General features: G+C 48.0%; 15 protein-coding genes. 13 read left to right on the top strand and 2 right to left on the bottom strand.

Translation table 11 applies throughout. The annotated features are described in order from the left end of the window. The first annotated feature begins 46 nt into the window (after window positions 1-46). Both mutH and Q5L94_RS08035 read left to right on the top strand, forming a co-directional pair. Window positions 47-721, top strand: coding sequence for a DNA mismatch repair endonuclease MutH (gene mutH, locus Q5L94_RS08040; protein WP_317497921.1), 675 nt, complete (start codon window positions 47-49; stop codon window positions 719-721). A 75-nt stretch (window positions 722-796) separates the two neighbouring features. After that, window positions 797-1,459: a DUF2982 domain-containing protein gene (locus Q5L94_RS08035; RefSeq protein ID WP_317497920.1), complete on the top strand. Its 663-nt coding sequence runs from the start codon at window positions 797-799 to the stop codon at window positions 1,457-1,459. A 48-nt stretch (window positions 1,460-1,507) separates the two neighbouring features. Here the strand turns inward: Q5L94_RS08035 and Q5L94_RS08030 are convergent, their stop codons facing one another. Further along, the gene (locus Q5L94_RS08030; RefSeq protein WP_317497919.1) at window positions 1,508-2,242 is read right to left on the bottom strand and encodes an EAL domain-containing protein; all 735 of its coding nucleotides are present in this window, start codon (window positions 2,240-2,242) and stop codon (window positions 1,508-1,510) included. Between the two features lie 153 nt (window positions 2,243-2,395). On the opposite strand from Q5L94_RS08030, the gene Q5L94_RS08025 reads away from it, so the two are divergent. The 8 genes from Q5L94_RS08025 (at window position 2,396) to arcA (ending at window position 10,438) form a co-directional block, all read left to right on the top strand. After that, window positions 2,396-2,818, top strand: a complete 423-nt coding sequence (locus tag Q5L94_RS08025) for an ATP-dependent zinc protease (RefSeq protein ID WP_317497918.1) — start codon at window positions 2,396-2,398, stop codon at window positions 2,816-2,818. After that, window positions 2,815-3,720 (top strand): 30S ribosomal protein S6--L-glutamate ligase, encoded by a 906-nt coding sequence (rimK, locus tag Q5L94_RS08020; protein WP_317497917.1) that lies wholly within the window; start codon window positions 2,815-2,817, stop codon window positions 3,718-3,720. Before Q5L94_RS08025 ends, rimK begins: the two co-directional genes overlap by 4 nt. A gap of 1 nt (window position 3,721) precedes the next feature. Next, window positions 3,722-4,759, top strand: a complete 1,038-nt coding sequence (locus Q5L94_RS08015) for a succinylglutamate desuccinylase/aspartoacylase family protein (RefSeq protein ID WP_317497916.1) — start codon at window positions 3,722-3,724, stop codon at window positions 4,757-4,759. Then, on the top strand, window positions 4,734-5,090 hold the full coding sequence (locus Q5L94_RS08010; RefSeq protein ID WP_317497915.1) for an Hpt domain-containing protein: 357 nt from the start codon (window positions 4,734-4,736) through the stop codon (window positions 5,088-5,090). Before Q5L94_RS08015 ends, Q5L94_RS08010 begins: the two co-directional genes overlap by 26 nt. A 78-nt stretch (window positions 5,091-5,168) precedes the next feature. Then, window positions 5,169-6,875 (top strand): FapA family protein, encoded by a 1,707-nt coding sequence (locus Q5L94_RS08005; RefSeq protein WP_317497914.1) that lies wholly within the window; start codon window positions 5,169-5,171, stop codon window positions 6,873-6,875. Window positions 6,876-6,891: 16 nt separating this feature from the next. Then, complete coding sequence (locus Q5L94_RS08000; protein ID WP_317497913.1) at window positions 6,892-7,899, top strand: class I SAM-dependent methyltransferase; 1,008 nt, start codon at window positions 6,892-6,894, stop codon at window positions 7,897-7,899. A 96-nt stretch (window positions 7,900-7,995) separates the two neighbouring features. Then, a complete protein-coding gene (locus Q5L94_RS07995; protein WP_317497912.1) occupies window positions 7,996-9,615 on the top strand; it encodes an ATP-binding protein in 1,620 nt (539 codons plus the stop codon). A gap of 100 nt (window positions 9,616-9,715) precedes the next feature. Next, entirely contained in the window at window positions 9,716-10,438 is a 723-nt protein-coding gene (gene arcA / locus Q5L94_RS07990) for a two-component system response regulator ArcA (RefSeq protein WP_317497911.1), read from the top strand. Here the strand turns inward: arcA and Q5L94_RS07985 are convergent. Beyond that, entirely contained in the window at window positions 10,432-10,782 is a 351-nt protein-coding gene (locus Q5L94_RS07985) for an Hpt domain-containing protein (protein WP_317497910.1), read from the bottom strand. The genes arcA and Q5L94_RS07985 overlap by 7 nt on opposite strands. A gap of 199 nt (window positions 10,783-10,981) precedes the next feature. Here Q5L94_RS07985 and folE2 point away from each other — a divergent pair, with 199 nt between their 5' ends. From folE2 to Q5L94_RS07970, 3 genes are all read left to right on the top strand, one after another. Further along, complete coding sequence (gene folE2 / locus Q5L94_RS07980) at window positions 10,982-11,908, top strand: GTP cyclohydrolase FolE2 (RefSeq protein ID WP_317497909.1); 927 nt, start codon at window positions 10,982-10,984, stop codon at window positions 11,906-11,908. 91 nt (window positions 11,909-11,999) lie between these two features. Continuing rightward, complete coding sequence (locus tag Q5L94_RS07975) at window positions 12,000-12,551, top strand: DUF2726 domain-containing protein (RefSeq protein WP_317497908.1); 552 nt, start codon at window positions 12,000-12,002, stop codon at window positions 12,549-12,551. A 24-nt stretch (window positions 12,552-12,575) separates the two neighbouring features. Next, window positions 12,576-13,532, top strand: a complete 957-nt coding sequence (locus tag Q5L94_RS07970) for a cobalamin biosynthesis protein (RefSeq protein WP_317497907.1) — start codon at window positions 12,576-12,578, stop codon at window positions 13,530-13,532. The last annotated feature ends 25 nt before the right edge of the window (window positions 13,533-13,557 follow it).

Raw genomic sequence — 13,557 nt, 5'->3', positions numbered from 1 at the left:
CCGGTTGCGGGCAAATGCTGATTCACTATTTACGAAGATTTAAGTCATGACCGACAAGCCACAACGCCCTCAGTCCATAGATGAATTGTTTCAGCGCGCAGCGGCTTTAGCCGGCCGCTCTTTTGCAGATTTGGCCGCCGAAAGCGGACTAAAAGTACCAAAAGACTTACGCCGGGATAAAGGCTGGGTAGGCCAGCTGCTGGAGCTGCAACTGGGCGCCACCGCAGGCTCTAAACCCACGCAGGACTTCCCTGAACTGGGTGTTGAACTCAAAACTCTGCCAGTAACGCCCGAAGGTGAACCGCTGGAAACCACGTTTGTCTGTACCGCGCCTTTAGTGAATATTCAGGGAGTCCAATGGGCCACATCTAACGTAAGAAACAAGTTACAGCAGGTTTTGTGGTTGCCTATTGATGGTCGCCGCGAGGTGCCTTTAGCGGAACGAGTGGTTGGCAGTGCGTTTTTGTGGATACCCAGCGAACGGGAAGAAGCCTTGCTGCGCACCGATTGGGAAGAACATATGGATCGTATTGCTTTGGGCCAGGTTGAGAGCGTTACCGCGCGTCAGGGTGAAGCCATGCAAATTCGGCCCAAAGCCGCAGACGGTTCGGCACTAACAGAAGCAATTGGTCCGGAGGGTACTATTATTGAAGTACGCCCACGAGGCTTTTATCTTAAGAAAGATTTCACCCGGCAGATATTGCAACGGATGTTTGCGTAATGTTTGTAGTCTGACGTTTACGTCAGGAGCTGTATCTCACCTGACATAAATGTCAGGCAACGTCTTGGAGGAACTATGCAATTTAATGTCAGCCCTCAAGCTAAACGCAACGCGTTAACCTTTTGCGGGTTGGCGGTATTGTTGTTTGCGCTACTGGTTTTTCTTCATCTGGTGCGGGACGATATTCCAGTTGGGCTTTCTGTGGTGCTTGGCGCAACCTCCGGCATATTTTTGTTGTTAGGCGTTGGTAAAGTGATAGAGCCTCCGGTGTCACTGGTGATCACCGAAGAAGGTATTCGTTATTTGCACCGCCGTGGACAATGGCAGATTCGCTGGGAGAATATTATTCGTTACGACGTTCCCCGCGTGAACCGGGTGCTGGAACTTGAAGACGCCCCCTTTCTGGGGTTTCGATTGTACCGGGTTGAAGAAGTACTGGATGATATTTCTCCCCGGCTGGCTTCTGCTCTTTTGTTCGAACAACGCCAACTGCTGACTATGGCGTTAAGGCACCAGGCGCCGGAGCGTGAGGACTATACGCCGTACTTTGATATTCCGGACAGTTACATCAGCCCCAACGGCACGGTTTACAAGGGGCTAATTGGCGTGTTTGGTAAGCGCATGGAACAAATGCGGGAGCTGCTTGGCTACGACCTATACGTAAGTGCCAACGCGCTGGACCGCGACATTTACGATTTTAAAGCCCATTTACAGAAGTTGCAGACATCGCGTGCGTAGCAAAACGTTTACGTCTGGAGCGATACCCCACCTGACATAAATGTCAGGTTACGGGAAGTTAATGTCCTGGAAGGCTTCCACCATGGGCTTTTGGAAAAAGTAGCCTTGCATTAGGGTGATGCCGGTATCGCGCAGGTATTTGTACTCGTCTTCGGTTTCAATGCCCTCAGCTATTAACTGGATACCCAACTCTTCTCCAATTTGCTGAATGGACCGAACCAGAGTTTGCTTTACCTTACTTTGGTTAATATCACGCACAAGCTTCATATCAATTTTCAGAATGTCCGGTTGAAAATCAGCCAATAAATTCAACCCGGCGTAACCGGAACCAAAGTCATCGATGGCGGTCCTGAACCCTTCTTTACGATAAGCCTCGAACACGTCGACCAGAAACTCCTGGCTTACAACTTGCTCTTGCTCAGTCACTTCAAAAATAATTTTATTGCGGTCGAACCCCGTTTTACGGGCGGTAGCTAAGGTCATTTCCAAGCAAGTTTCGGGATCGTAAATAGCATTCGGCATAAAGTTGATACTTAAATTACCCGGTAACTGAATACGAGAGGCTGTCTCTATTGCTTTAACCCGGCAAGTTTGATCAAAGGTGTACTTATTGTCTTCAGTCACTTGCCCCAGTATTCGCCCTGCACCCTCACCGTTTTCTCCACGCACCAGAGCCTCATGTGCGAATACGTTTTTCCGGGAAATATCGACAATGGGCTGAAAGGCCATTTTTATGCCAAACCCCAAAGGTTTTCGACAATTACAAGATGGGCAAACAGACATAAGCTATCCTTAAGTTGAGTCCTATTGCTAAGTATCTTACTAAATTTAGCAATTTTCAAAACAAACGTGAAAATGAAAGTTCTTGATCAATAAAAATTGCGTTTTATCAAAAATACTGTAATAAGCATTTAAGATTTAACACAAGGTAGCACAATGACAACAATTGGCTGGCAAGAGTGGGGAGTACTTCCTGAACTCAATATTAATCTAATTCATATGAAAGTCGATACTGGCGCGAAAACTTCGTGTCTGCACGCGTTCAAACTTGAACCTTTTGAACGCGACGGGCAAGAGTGGTTGCGTATATTTATGCACCCGGAACAAGACTCTTTGCGCGAGCAGGTTTGCGAAGCGCCGGTATTTGATAAACGCGAAGTGACCGATTCAGGCGGTCATACTGAAATCCGTTATGTGATCAGAACCCGATTACAGCTGGGTCAGTTTGACCAAGCGGTCGAACTGACGTTAACTAACAGAGACACCATGAAATTTCGTATGTTATTGGGTCGACAAGCCATGCGCGGACATTTTATCGTCGACCCACAAGCCTCTCACTTATTAGGAGAAGAGCAATGAGAATTGCGATTTTATCGCGTAACGCCTCACTTTATTCGACCCGCCGTTTAGTGGAAGCCGCTGAAGAGCGTGGACACGAAATTGACGTACTGAACCCGTTAAGATGTTACATGAACATTAATGCGCGTGAGTCTTCCATTCATAAGCATGGCAAGGAGCTCCCTCATTACGACTGCGTTATTCCGCGTATTGGTGCCTCAGTGACCTTTTATGGCACCGCTGTTTTGCGCCAGTTTGAAATGGTAGGCAGCTACCCGTTAAATGAGTCAGTTGCTATTTCCCGTAGCCGCGACAAGTTGCGCTCGCTGCAATTGCTTTCGCGAAAAGGCATCGGTCTGCCGACAACCGGGTTCGCCAGTCAGCCGCAGGACATTCCTGACCTAATTGATATGGTTGGCGGCGCACCGCTGGTCATTAAGTTGCTGGAAGGTACCCAGGGTATTGGTGTGGTATTGGCCGAAACCCGTCAGGCCGCTGAAAGTGTTATTGAAGCCTTTATGGGTCTGCACTCCAACTTTATGGTACAGGAATATATAAAAGAAGCCGGTGGCGCGGACATTCGTTGTCTGGTTATTGGTGACAAAGTCATTGCCGCAATGAAGCGTCAGGCAAAAGCCGGCGAATTTCGTTCAAACCTGCATCGCGGCGGCAGTGCGTCATTAGTCAAACTGACTCCGGCTGAGCGTGCAACGGCGGTTAAAGCGGCTAAAACCATGGGGCTTAACGTGGCGGGTGTGGATATCTTACGCTCCAACCATGGCCCGTTAGTAATGGAGGTTAACTCCTCCCCGGGGCTGGAGGGTATTGAACAAGCAACTGAGAAAGACGTTGCGTCACAAATTATTACCTTCCTTGAGAAAAACGCCAAAGCGCATAAAACCCGCACCAAAGGGCAAGGATAAAATGAACGGCTTTGAACTAGCAGGACAATGGGTAGAGCCGGGGTCGCATCAGCATATTACTCTGCCCGCCCTGCGTTTATATAACGACGCACCACTAGACTTACGCATCGATGTGTTTCATGGCACCAAACCCGGCCCCGTGTTGCTGGTTTGCGCCGCCATTCATGGTGATGAGCTAAACGGCATTGAAGTTTGCCGTCGCTTAATTAATACCACCGACGCCCGCACGCTCAACGGCACCTTAGTGGTAGTACCTATCGTTAACTTGTTTGGTTTTATTCAGCAGTCTCGCTACCTGCCTGACCGGCGTGACTTAAACCGGTGCTTTCCCGGTTCGGAGCGCGGTGCTCTGGGAAGTCGTATGGCCTATTTATTCAGTGAAGAGCTGGTCAAAAAGTCGACGCATATTGTGGACTTACATACTGGGGCAATTCACCGCAGTAACCTGCCGCAAATTCGGGTGGACGTTGAAAACGAAGACGCTCTGGCAATGGCGAAGGCCTTCAGCACACCCGTTATTCTGCATTCGAAAGAGCGCGACGGCTCGCTAAGAGCATTAGCCAACGAACTGGGTATTCCCTTAATTTTGTATGAGGCCGGTGAAGCACTGCGTTTTGACGAGGCATCGATAAATGCCGGCGTTATTGGCGTACAGAATGTGATGAAACACTTAAAAATGATGAAGGGTCGACGCCGTGGTCGTCGTATTACACCCGTCATTGCCCGCCGCTCTACCTGGGTTCGGGCAGAACGCGACGGCCTTATTATTCGCAAAGTTGAGCTGGGGCAAACCATTCAGAAGCAACAAGTATTAGCCTTGAGCGTTAACCCACACGGTGGCGAGGGTGATGCGATTGAATCTCCGGTTCGCGGCATTATTATAGGTTGCAGCAATATTCCGGTGGCCAATGAAGGCGAAGCTTTATTCAATGTTGCACAGTTTGATAAAGACGCTATGTCAGATGCTACCGAAAGTGTCGATTCTTTTACGGAGGTATACGAGAACAAGCCTTATGAGCAGTCATTCAGCACCGATTGATTTTAGTCGCGGTCTGCGCCATTGTGATAACCAGCACGACCTGTATCGGGAAGTGCTGAACTGTTATTTGGAACAGTTTGCTCCTTTGCTGAATACAGAGGACTTGTTAAGAAATATGGAGACTGCGCACTTACAGTTACATACGTTAAAAAGTTTAAGTGCTACTATTGGCGCGGCTGACTTGAGCCTTTTGGCTGCACAACTTTTCAAAGACTGGCAGCATAAGACGCAAAAGCAGCGAACTGAAGCCGTTACACAAGTTAACCTTGAATTAGCTGAAGTGAACAAAAAAATAGCAAGCTACTGTAATGAAGTTATCCCGGACGATTAAAGTTGATACAAAAAAGGGTAAACATTCGTTAAAATAGCCCGATAAAAATTATAATAACCGTTAGAGTACAGGCGTCCTATGTCCAGTCCGGTCACTTTCCGGGTTTCTGAAAGAGAGGTTTACATCAGCATTGACGCTGGCACCCCTCCTACAGAGGTCAAAGTAGATAAACTTCAGAGAGCGTGGCAGGCCTCTAAGTTTTCGACTGCAAAATTACTTGATCCACAAATGCTGCTGCAAACTGCAACAAAGTACGCTCAGCATTACAGTAAAGACTCGACCAGCAGCATTCCCTTTCAAGTCGCTATTGCGGAGATTTTTGACGCTGATTTAACTTTACAGATAAGCGACGATGATATGACAGTCACTGCAAGCGGCATTGTCGGTTATGGCGGTGACGCACTGACGCAGGAATCTATCATTGCCAAGCTGAAGGAAAAGAAAATCACCTCCGGCATTCAGCGTAAGGCTATAGATGCCCTGGTTCAGCACACAAATGAAGCTCCTCCGGGTGCTGAGCTGTCGGTTACTGTAGCAAAAGGTAAACACCCTATTAATGGCAGCAATGCCAAATTTAAACCCCTGACAGACGATGCCCGAAAGCGCGTGCTGCGCCCTCAGTTGCGCGAAGACGGTACGGCAGACATGCGCGATTTAGGTGCTGAAGTCACGGTTGATCCTGACCACCCCCTACTGCAGAAGATACCTCCGAGCAAAGGTCGTGCTGGCTTTACTGTTTTTGGACAAGAGCTGGAAGCCAGAGACGGCGAAGACCGGGACTTTAAACCCGGTGAGGGGACACATATCAGTGATACCGATGCCAATTTAATTGTTGCAGACCGGACCGGCATGCCCAGCTTTAACGAAAATAGCGTGCAGGTTGATGATGTTATGCAGCTAAGCAACGTCGATGTATCAACTGGTCACGTTAAGTTTAAGGGCAGCGTGATTGTCACCGGCAATGTCAGTGAGGGCATGAAAATCACCTGCACAGGCGACATTACGGTTGGAGGCTATGTTGACTCTGCCGAGCTGCGCGCCGACGGCAATATCACTGTGCGTAAAGGCTGTATTGGTCACCTGATTCAGTCAGGTGACAACGCCGGGCAGGACGAAGATGACGATGAATGGATACCCGATGTTTCCACCAAGCTTATTGCCGGAGGCTCCATCTGGTGTGCCTATGCCCAATATTCCTATTTTGAAGCGCAAACCGGAGTCAATACCGACAAACAGCTAACCCATTGCCATGTTATAACGAAGGGCCCCTTGGCCATTGGTGGTGAAGGCCGTAATGCCCGCGGCAAACTTATTGGTGGTACGATTGAAACCTGTGATCACATCTATTGTGGACAGCTTGGCGCTCCGGCTGGCACTAAAACCCGTATTTACTGGTCACTACCGCCTGCTGACCCTCAGTCGCTTGAGCACTTAAACAGTATGCGGACGCTGCTGGCAAAAACCCTGGCTCGGGTAAAAGTGGTGCAGCAAGGGCTAAACCGTTGCGACAAACTGGAAGATGGTGTGAAAAAACTGGAATACCAGAAAAAGCTCAAAATTGAGTTACGCAAACTTAAGGTGCGCATTATTAACACCCGAACCAGTATAGACTCAGTACTGGAAGCTTTCGAACACCACCCGGTTTTGCGCGCTATGGTCAGCAAAGAAGTCTTCCCTGGTATTTTGTTTATCTTTAAAGAGAAAAGTCTGCGCATAAAAGAACGTCGAAATGGTACAATGTTCTTACTTCAGGACAAACAATTACGAGTAGACAGCTTACTCTAAGCCGTTAAATATCACTATGTCAGCTGCAATTTTATCCATGCTTGGACGTCAGTCCGGGCAACCCTGGGCTCATGGCTCATTACTGGTTATTCATCCGGGTGGTGGTGGCGAGTTGGCTGCTTTACCGAATGCCTCAGCCTGGAGCTTTCACGCAGGCCACGCGGCCTGCTGGGAAGCGGCCGGGCGTCCGGTTTTTTGTCAAATTCAGCCACCGGACTTTAGTCATTACGACGGTATTTTATTTCTGGTAGCGAAGGAAAAAGAGCTGAACCAGTATTTACTGGAACAGTTAGCGTCATTGCCAGCCGGAACTCCAGTATGGTTTGCCGGTGAAAAACGCTCCGGCATTCAACCTTTAATGAAGCACTTGCCTGACTGGTTACAGCCAGCACAGAAACTGGCATCGGCAAACCATTGCCTGCTGTTTGCCAGTGAACGCAATGAGCAGGCTCATGAAAGCGCCTCGATTAAAGACTACGCCAAAACCATTCGTTTTGAGTTAGGTCAGCAACAAGAATCCTTTGTTACCTTGCCGGGCGTATTCAGCCGTGAGCATATTGATCCGGCAACCTTACTGTTACTGCAACATATTAACGATCTGCCTCAAGGTCGGGGCATGGACTTTGCCTGCGGCGCGGGAGTTATTGCTAAGCAGCTAGCGTCGGTGGCCACTGAACTTATGGCCTGTGATGTGAGCCCCATTGCCATTGCCGCCAGTGAGATAACACTCGCCGATGAACCAGTAAAAACCGAGTTGCGTTTAGCCGACGGCATACCGGACAATGCCGGACAGTTTGATTTCATTGTCAGTAACCCTCCGTTTCATACCGGTCAGAGAACCGACTATGAAATTGCCCGTGAATTCATTGGCAATGCTCGTCAACATCTTAATAAAAAAGGCGTTTTTAGAGTCGTCGCGAACCGCTTTCTGCCCTGGCCAGAGGTCATTGAATCGGTGTTTGGCAACTGCAGTATTATAGCCGATGATGGTCGTTATCGTGTTTACCATGCAACTTGTCGATAAATAAGCCGTTTTTTTGTTTAATCAATGCCCTTTTTATTAACGATTTGCTAACATTAGTAAGCATATAATTTTTTCAGAAACTGAGCCGTAGACTGAATGCATACCATTTCACTGAAGCGCATATTGATTTATATCGTGTTGTTGGTCACCAGCTTCGCGCTTCTCGTTGGTTTTACGGTTAATATTGTAAGTCAGGTTGCACAATATCAGGAATCATTGCATGAGCAGGCCTTGTCTTATTCCCGAATTGTGGCCGGCAACGCTGCCAGCAGCTTGGTTTTTAATGACAATGCGAACGAAAAACAACGGTTGAGTTCATTAGAAAACACCTCTTTTATCCAGCATGTTCATGTCTACAAAATGGATGAAACCAGTAACGAACTGACTTTTTTCTCAAGTTACAATAAAAAAGGCCTGCCCCCTATTCCGGCGCGGTTCGCTAAACTGGATAAGCTGACAACACCGCAAACTAACGATGATTACATTGAAGTTTCTCAGCCTGTGGTGCTGGACGACGAAGTCATAGGTTACGTGTATTTGCGAGGTTCACTGGAACAGGCCCGCTTATTTATGTGGCGCTCAATTGGTATTGCCAGTGTGGTTTTTGTACTGACTTTGTTACTTTGCTGGCTCATTACTTTGCGTTTGCGAAAAACCATTGTGACACCACTCGATGGAGTGGTAGACGTTATATCTCAGGTTGCCCGAGACAAGAATTATTCACTGCGTCTGGCACCATCAAAGTTGGTTGAGTTTGATATGATGGCACACGCTTTCAATACTATGCTCGACCGCGTGCAGCAACACATAAGTCGCCAGCGCCGGGCTGAAGAAGAAGCCAGTCAGTTAAATACCGAACTGGAACGTCAAGTTACCCAGCGCACTCAGGCACTAAAAGAATCCAACGGTGAGCTGCTTAAAACTCTGGAACAATTACACCAGTATCAGGGACAACTGGTTGAGTCGGAAAAAATGGCGTCGCTGGGGGACATGGTTGCCGGTATTGCCCACGAAGTTAATACACCAATAGGCCTGTCAGTTACCGCTTCCACTTTGCTGCAGGACAAATTAACGATAATGCAGGAGAAATTTGACGAGAAACGAATTTCAACCTCAGAGTTTGAACGCTTTTTAAGTGACTGCGACGAAAACCTGCAAATTATTTACCGTAATTTGGGCCGGGCGGCGGATCTGGTGACCAGCTTCAAGCAAGTGGCAGTCGATCAGTCATCAGAAATTGATCGGGATATTCATATTCCGTCGTTCATGAACGATGTTCTTATTTCAGTTAAGCCCAGACGCCTGGACCCTGAGAAATTTCCTATTCGTATTTCATGCCCTGAAGGGCTGACTGTGCGCGCTAAAGCCGGGCCGTTAAATCAGGTATTGATTAACCTTATTGTCAATTCGATGCTTCATGCTTTTGACGGGTACAGCAACGGCCAGGTTAATATTAGTTTCACTATGCTGGGTGATGACAAGCTGGAAATGATTTATACCGACAATGGTAAAGGTGTTCCCAGTGACATTAACCGCAAAATATTTGATCCTTTTGTGACCACTAAACGAGGTTCCGGTGGCAGTGGGCTGGGTCTGCATTTGGTCTATAATTTAGTGACTCAGGTACTGGGTGGTAATATTCACTTCTTTAGTGAAGAAAAGAACGGTGTGGAGTTTATTGTCCGTTTTCCTGTCACTTTGGTCGGCAATGCTTGAAAAATCTCAAACAAAAGTCATAATATAACGTCATAACTTTTATAAATATAAGTTCAACACCGCACGAACAGCGACGAACTTTCCGGGAAAATCAACGCTTATGAATGCCAGAATACTGATTGTTGAAGACGAAGTTGTTACGCGCCAGACCCTCACACGTCTATTCCAACAAGAAGGCTACGAAGTTTTTGATGCTGCTGATGGTCTGCAAATGGAGAACATCATGCGTCAGGAGCGTGTTGATGTCGTCATTATGGACGTCAATTTGCCAGGTAAAAATGGTCTGGAACTTGCTGAGTCATTACGCGAAAGGGACAACATTGGGTTAATTTTCTTAACAGGTCGTGATAGCGAAGATGACCGCCTTTTAGCATTGGAGTTAGGGGCTGACGACTATCTTATCAAACCTTATAATCCAAAAGAGCTGACCATTCGCGTGCGCAACCTGTGCCGTCGCATTGAAGCCTCGCGTTCAGGCAGTCCGGTTGAAAACAACAGTGTTGAATTCCAGTTCCATGGCTGGCGTTTGAACAGTGACAGTCGCTGTCTGTACTCACCGGAAAATCAAATGTTCCGTTTACCGAAAAGTGAGTATCGTGCGCTGGAGTTATTTCTGTCTAACCCGGGCCGTATCCTTGACCGTGAAACACTGGTTAAACGTATGCTGGATCGCGAGCTTCGCCCGAATGACCGTACGGTTGACGTCGCCATTCGTCGTATTCGTCGGCATTTCGAGTCTCACCCCGAAACGCCGAACTTAATAACCACCATTCATGGTGAAGGCTATCGCTTTATCGGCGAGGTTGATCAGCAAGCTCAGTGATGATCAGCTAACCAGGCATCAATTTGGCGTCGATGCGGGATGACCGCATCGGCCCATTCAATTAATAAACGTTCGGCTACCGGCCATTCCCAGTCTTCTTTCTCAATCTTTTCCATTAACTTAGATAACTCAGTTAAACCGACTGAACCGCAAGCCCCTTTCACCTTATGTGCCTGTTTGCGCAGCTCGTCTTCGTTCCGATTTTTCGCAGCCTGATGCAATAATTGCGCATAGCTTTGAATAATACCGTCAAAAGTCGCCAGCGTTGAATTCACGCCTTCAATACCTAAGGTATCGACGTATTGTTGTAATAGCTCAGTATCTATCGCCGATTTTTCTGCCATCTTTTAATGCTCCACCAATCCAAAACTCTATCGTCGGCGTATTCTTGTTTTGAGTCAACCACTGTGCAGACAGAACCGATTAGGGCAATCGGTGTCACCTGGTGAAATTCTGCGATATAATGCCCACCTTTAGACTGAGCCTCATTGATCAAGATCAAGCAGGCCGGACAATATTCACGACACTTGGAGTTCACAACGAATGCCAACAGTTATGCCCGACGTAGCCAACCAAACGCAGGCCCAGACAGAGGGAGCTCTCGATTGGGTTGGCATGAGCAACATTGAAGTTCCATTGATGGTATCGGCAGCCGGCGTACCAGAACGCCCGGTAGCGGCTAAAGTCGAAGCTTTCGTCAATCTGAAAAACCCGAAAACCAAGGGTATCCACATGTCTCGCTTGTATCTATTGCTGGACAAGCTGTCGACCGAAGGTGAGCTCAGTCACGATACTTTAAAGCAACTGCTGAATGACTTTATTGAAAGTCATAAAGACATCAGTGACCAAGCCTTTATCAAGTTTGATTTTGACTATCACCTGCGCCGCAAATCGTTGATTAGCAAAAAACAGGGCTGGAAAGCTTACCCAGTGAGTTTAACCGGTCGCTACGATGCCGGTCAGTTAAAGCTGGAATTGTCTGTTGATGTGCCTTACTCATCAACTTGCCCTTGCTCTGCGGCTTTAGCGCGTCAGTTAATTCAGGATGCCTTTAGTGAGAAATTTGCCGGTCAGGAGCAGGTGGACGCCAGTGTCATGCACGAGTGGTTAGGCTCTACCGAAGGTATTGTTGCCACACCACACAGCCAGCGCTCAATTGCTGAAGTAAAAGTCGCCCTAAGTGACAGTGTTAATGACTTTCCGATTGTAGAACTCATTGATGCCATTGAAGCGGCTCTTAAAACACCAGTACAAGCCGCCGTTAAACGTGAGGACGAACAAGAGTTCGCACGACTAAATGGACAAAACCTGATGTTCTGTGAGGACGCATCGCGCCGTTTACAACACCAGTTAAACCAAATGCCAAACTTCCGTGATTTCTGGTTGCGGGTAAATCACTATGAGTCGCTGCATGCGCACGACGCGGTGAGTGTCACGACCAAAGGTGTTCCCGGCGGTTACTCAGCCTAATCGGGTTAAATAAATTCCATAAGCAGCCATAGCTGGCACAGCTTTTGCTTCACACCTCACAGAGCGTCAATTTTCTGATGAGGTGTGAAAAATGGAAATTATTCTGTTGTTGTTTGTTGTGGTGTTAATTGCGGTGGCTATTATTGCCAGCCGAATGTCTGAAAACTATGTGCCCTACCCCTATAAGCTAAAAGATGTTGCTTTGTGCACTGCTCAGGAAGATCAGTTTTTGACACTATTGGAAAAGTCCGTCGGCGACAGCTTCCGCATATTCACCAAAGTTCGTTTAAGCGACATTGTTACCGTGCGCTCAGGTTTATCTTCTACCGCACGCAAAGATGCCCACACCAAAGCCAGCCAACGCATTCTTGACTACGTATTGTGTGACATTCACACCATGCAGGTTAAAGCTGCTATAGAGCTGGAACCAGGTCAGTCATCACTTAACCAGCAAAAGCGTAACTTGTTTTTGAAAAACACCTTGGCCGCTGCCGGACTACCTTTCCTGCGCTTTAAAGCGAAGCCCGGTTATCGCGTTGCCGAACTGCACGACTACATTCACGGTAAAATTCGCCAGTCTGAACATGTGCGCGCTGCAGTACCAACGAATAAAGATAAGAATAACCAGCCGATTGCCGCTTAACTTGCTCCGTGGCAGTATAGCTGAATGAACACGGAACTTTTAACCGACATTTTATTATCACCTGTTGCTCTGGCTCTGCTGGCTTTGCTGGCAGAGCGCTGGTTTCCCTGGCCAGAGCAGTGGCATCCCTTTGCCGTTTTGCGGCTAATGGCCGCCTACATGAGCGGCAAGGTTAACAAGCCCAAGCGCCCTGTCGGTCAGCAGCGTCTTGCCGGTTTTTTAGCCTGGTTAACTATGTCGCTGCTGGTGCTGCTGCCAGCGGCTATTGTCTTTGCCGGTGCTGAAGTGGAACTTGCCATTGGCTGGCTTATTTTACTGGTTAGCCTGCGTCAACAACCTGTCAGTCATGCCGTTAAACTGGCCGACAGCCACCTGCAACGTGGCCGTAAAAACGCCGCCCGCGCCTGGCTAAGTCGCATAACCTGGCGCGACTGCGATTTACTGAGTGAACACGGCATTGCCAAAACCAGCATCGAACTGCGCGCGACCAGTATTCTGGAACATCGCTTTACTCCGTTACTGTTTTGGTTTGTTGGCGGGCCACTGGCGGCACTCGGAGTACGAACCCTTTCTGAACTGACTCAGGTGTGGCCGGTTGCACAGGCAAAATACCGACAGTTTGGTCTTGCAACGCACTGGCTTCACACCATAACGCATTTCTTACCATCCTTTTTACTGGCCCTTGCAGCACGGTTTATAGCGCTATTTCAGCGCAATAAGTTCAAGCTGCAACCGTTAAAGCGTAACCCTTTGTTCTCTACAGTTTTGCTCAGCTGGATACAAAGCTTCAGCTATTGCCATCGGGTAAGTTTAGGAGGGCCTATACAAGTGCAGGGAATTCGTATTTCAAGACAGCGTTTTGCCGGACGGCCCGCGGAGCTTTTAATACCCAGAGCTTCCCGCTGGCAAAGGCAATGGCAGGGCTTTCTTGTTACTTGTCTGGTTATTACATTTTTTGCCCTGTTGATTTATCGACCCTGAGTAACTCATCGGGTATACTACCCGC

The organism is Idiomarina sp. Sol25, assembly GCF_033052775.1.
In the GTDB taxonomy this organism is placed as follows: Bacteria; Pseudomonadota; Gammaproteobacteria; order Enterobacterales; family Alteromonadaceae; genus Idiomarina.
Note: the sequence above shows the minus strand (reverse complement) of the source record. Positions and strands in the feature narration are given on the sequence as shown.

Coding starts and splice junctions, on each gene's coding strand:
- arcA (WP_317497911.1), top strand. CDS start 9,716: ATGAATGCCAGAATACTGATTGTTGAAGACGAAGTTGTTACGCGCCAG.
- Q5L94_RS08010 (WP_317497915.1), top strand. CDS start 4,734: ATGAGCAGTCATTCAGCACCGATTGATTTTAGTCGCGGTCTGCGCCAT.
- Q5L94_RS08005 (WP_317497914.1), top strand. CDS start 5,169: ATGTCCAGTCCGGTCACTTTCCGGGTTTCTGAAAGAGAGGTTTACATC.
- Q5L94_RS07995 (WP_317497912.1), top strand. CDS start 7,996: ATGCATACCATTTCACTGAAGCGCATATTGATTTATATCGTGTTGTTG.
- Q5L94_RS07970 (WP_317497907.1), top strand. CDS start 12,576: ATGAACACGGAACTTTTAACCGACATTTTATTATCACCTGTTGCTCTG.
- Q5L94_RS07985 (WP_317497910.1), bottom strand. CDS start 10,782: ATGGCAGAAAAATCGGCGATAGATACTGAGCTATTACAACAATACGTC.
- Q5L94_RS08015 (WP_317497916.1), top strand. CDS start 3,722: ATGAACGGCTTTGAACTAGCAGGACAATGGGTAGAGCCGGGGTCGCAT.
- Q5L94_RS08030 (WP_317497919.1), bottom strand. CDS start 2,242: ATGTCTGTTTGCCCATCTTGTAATTGTCGAAAACCTTTGGGGTTTGGC.
- Q5L94_RS08035 (WP_317497920.1), top strand. CDS start 797: ATGCAATTTAATGTCAGCCCTCAAGCTAAACGCAACGCGTTAACCTTT.
- Q5L94_RS07975 (WP_317497908.1), top strand. CDS start 12,000: ATGGAAATTATTCTGTTGTTGTTTGTTGTGGTGTTAATTGCGGTGGCT.
- Q5L94_RS08000 (WP_317497913.1), top strand. CDS start 6,892: ATGTCAGCTGCAATTTTATCCATGCTTGGACGTCAGTCCGGGCAACCC.
- folE2 (WP_317497909.1), top strand. CDS start 10,982: ATGCCAACAGTTATGCCCGACGTAGCCAACCAAACGCAGGCCCAGACA.
- rimK (WP_317497917.1), top strand. CDS start 2,815: ATGAGAATTGCGATTTTATCGCGTAACGCCTCACTTTATTCGACCCGC.
- Q5L94_RS08025 (WP_317497918.1), top strand. CDS start 2,396: ATGACAACAATTGGCTGGCAAGAGTGGGGAGTACTTCCTGAACTCAAT.
- mutH (WP_317497921.1), top strand. CDS start 47: ATGACCGACAAGCCACAACGCCCTCAGTCCATAGATGAATTGTTTCAG.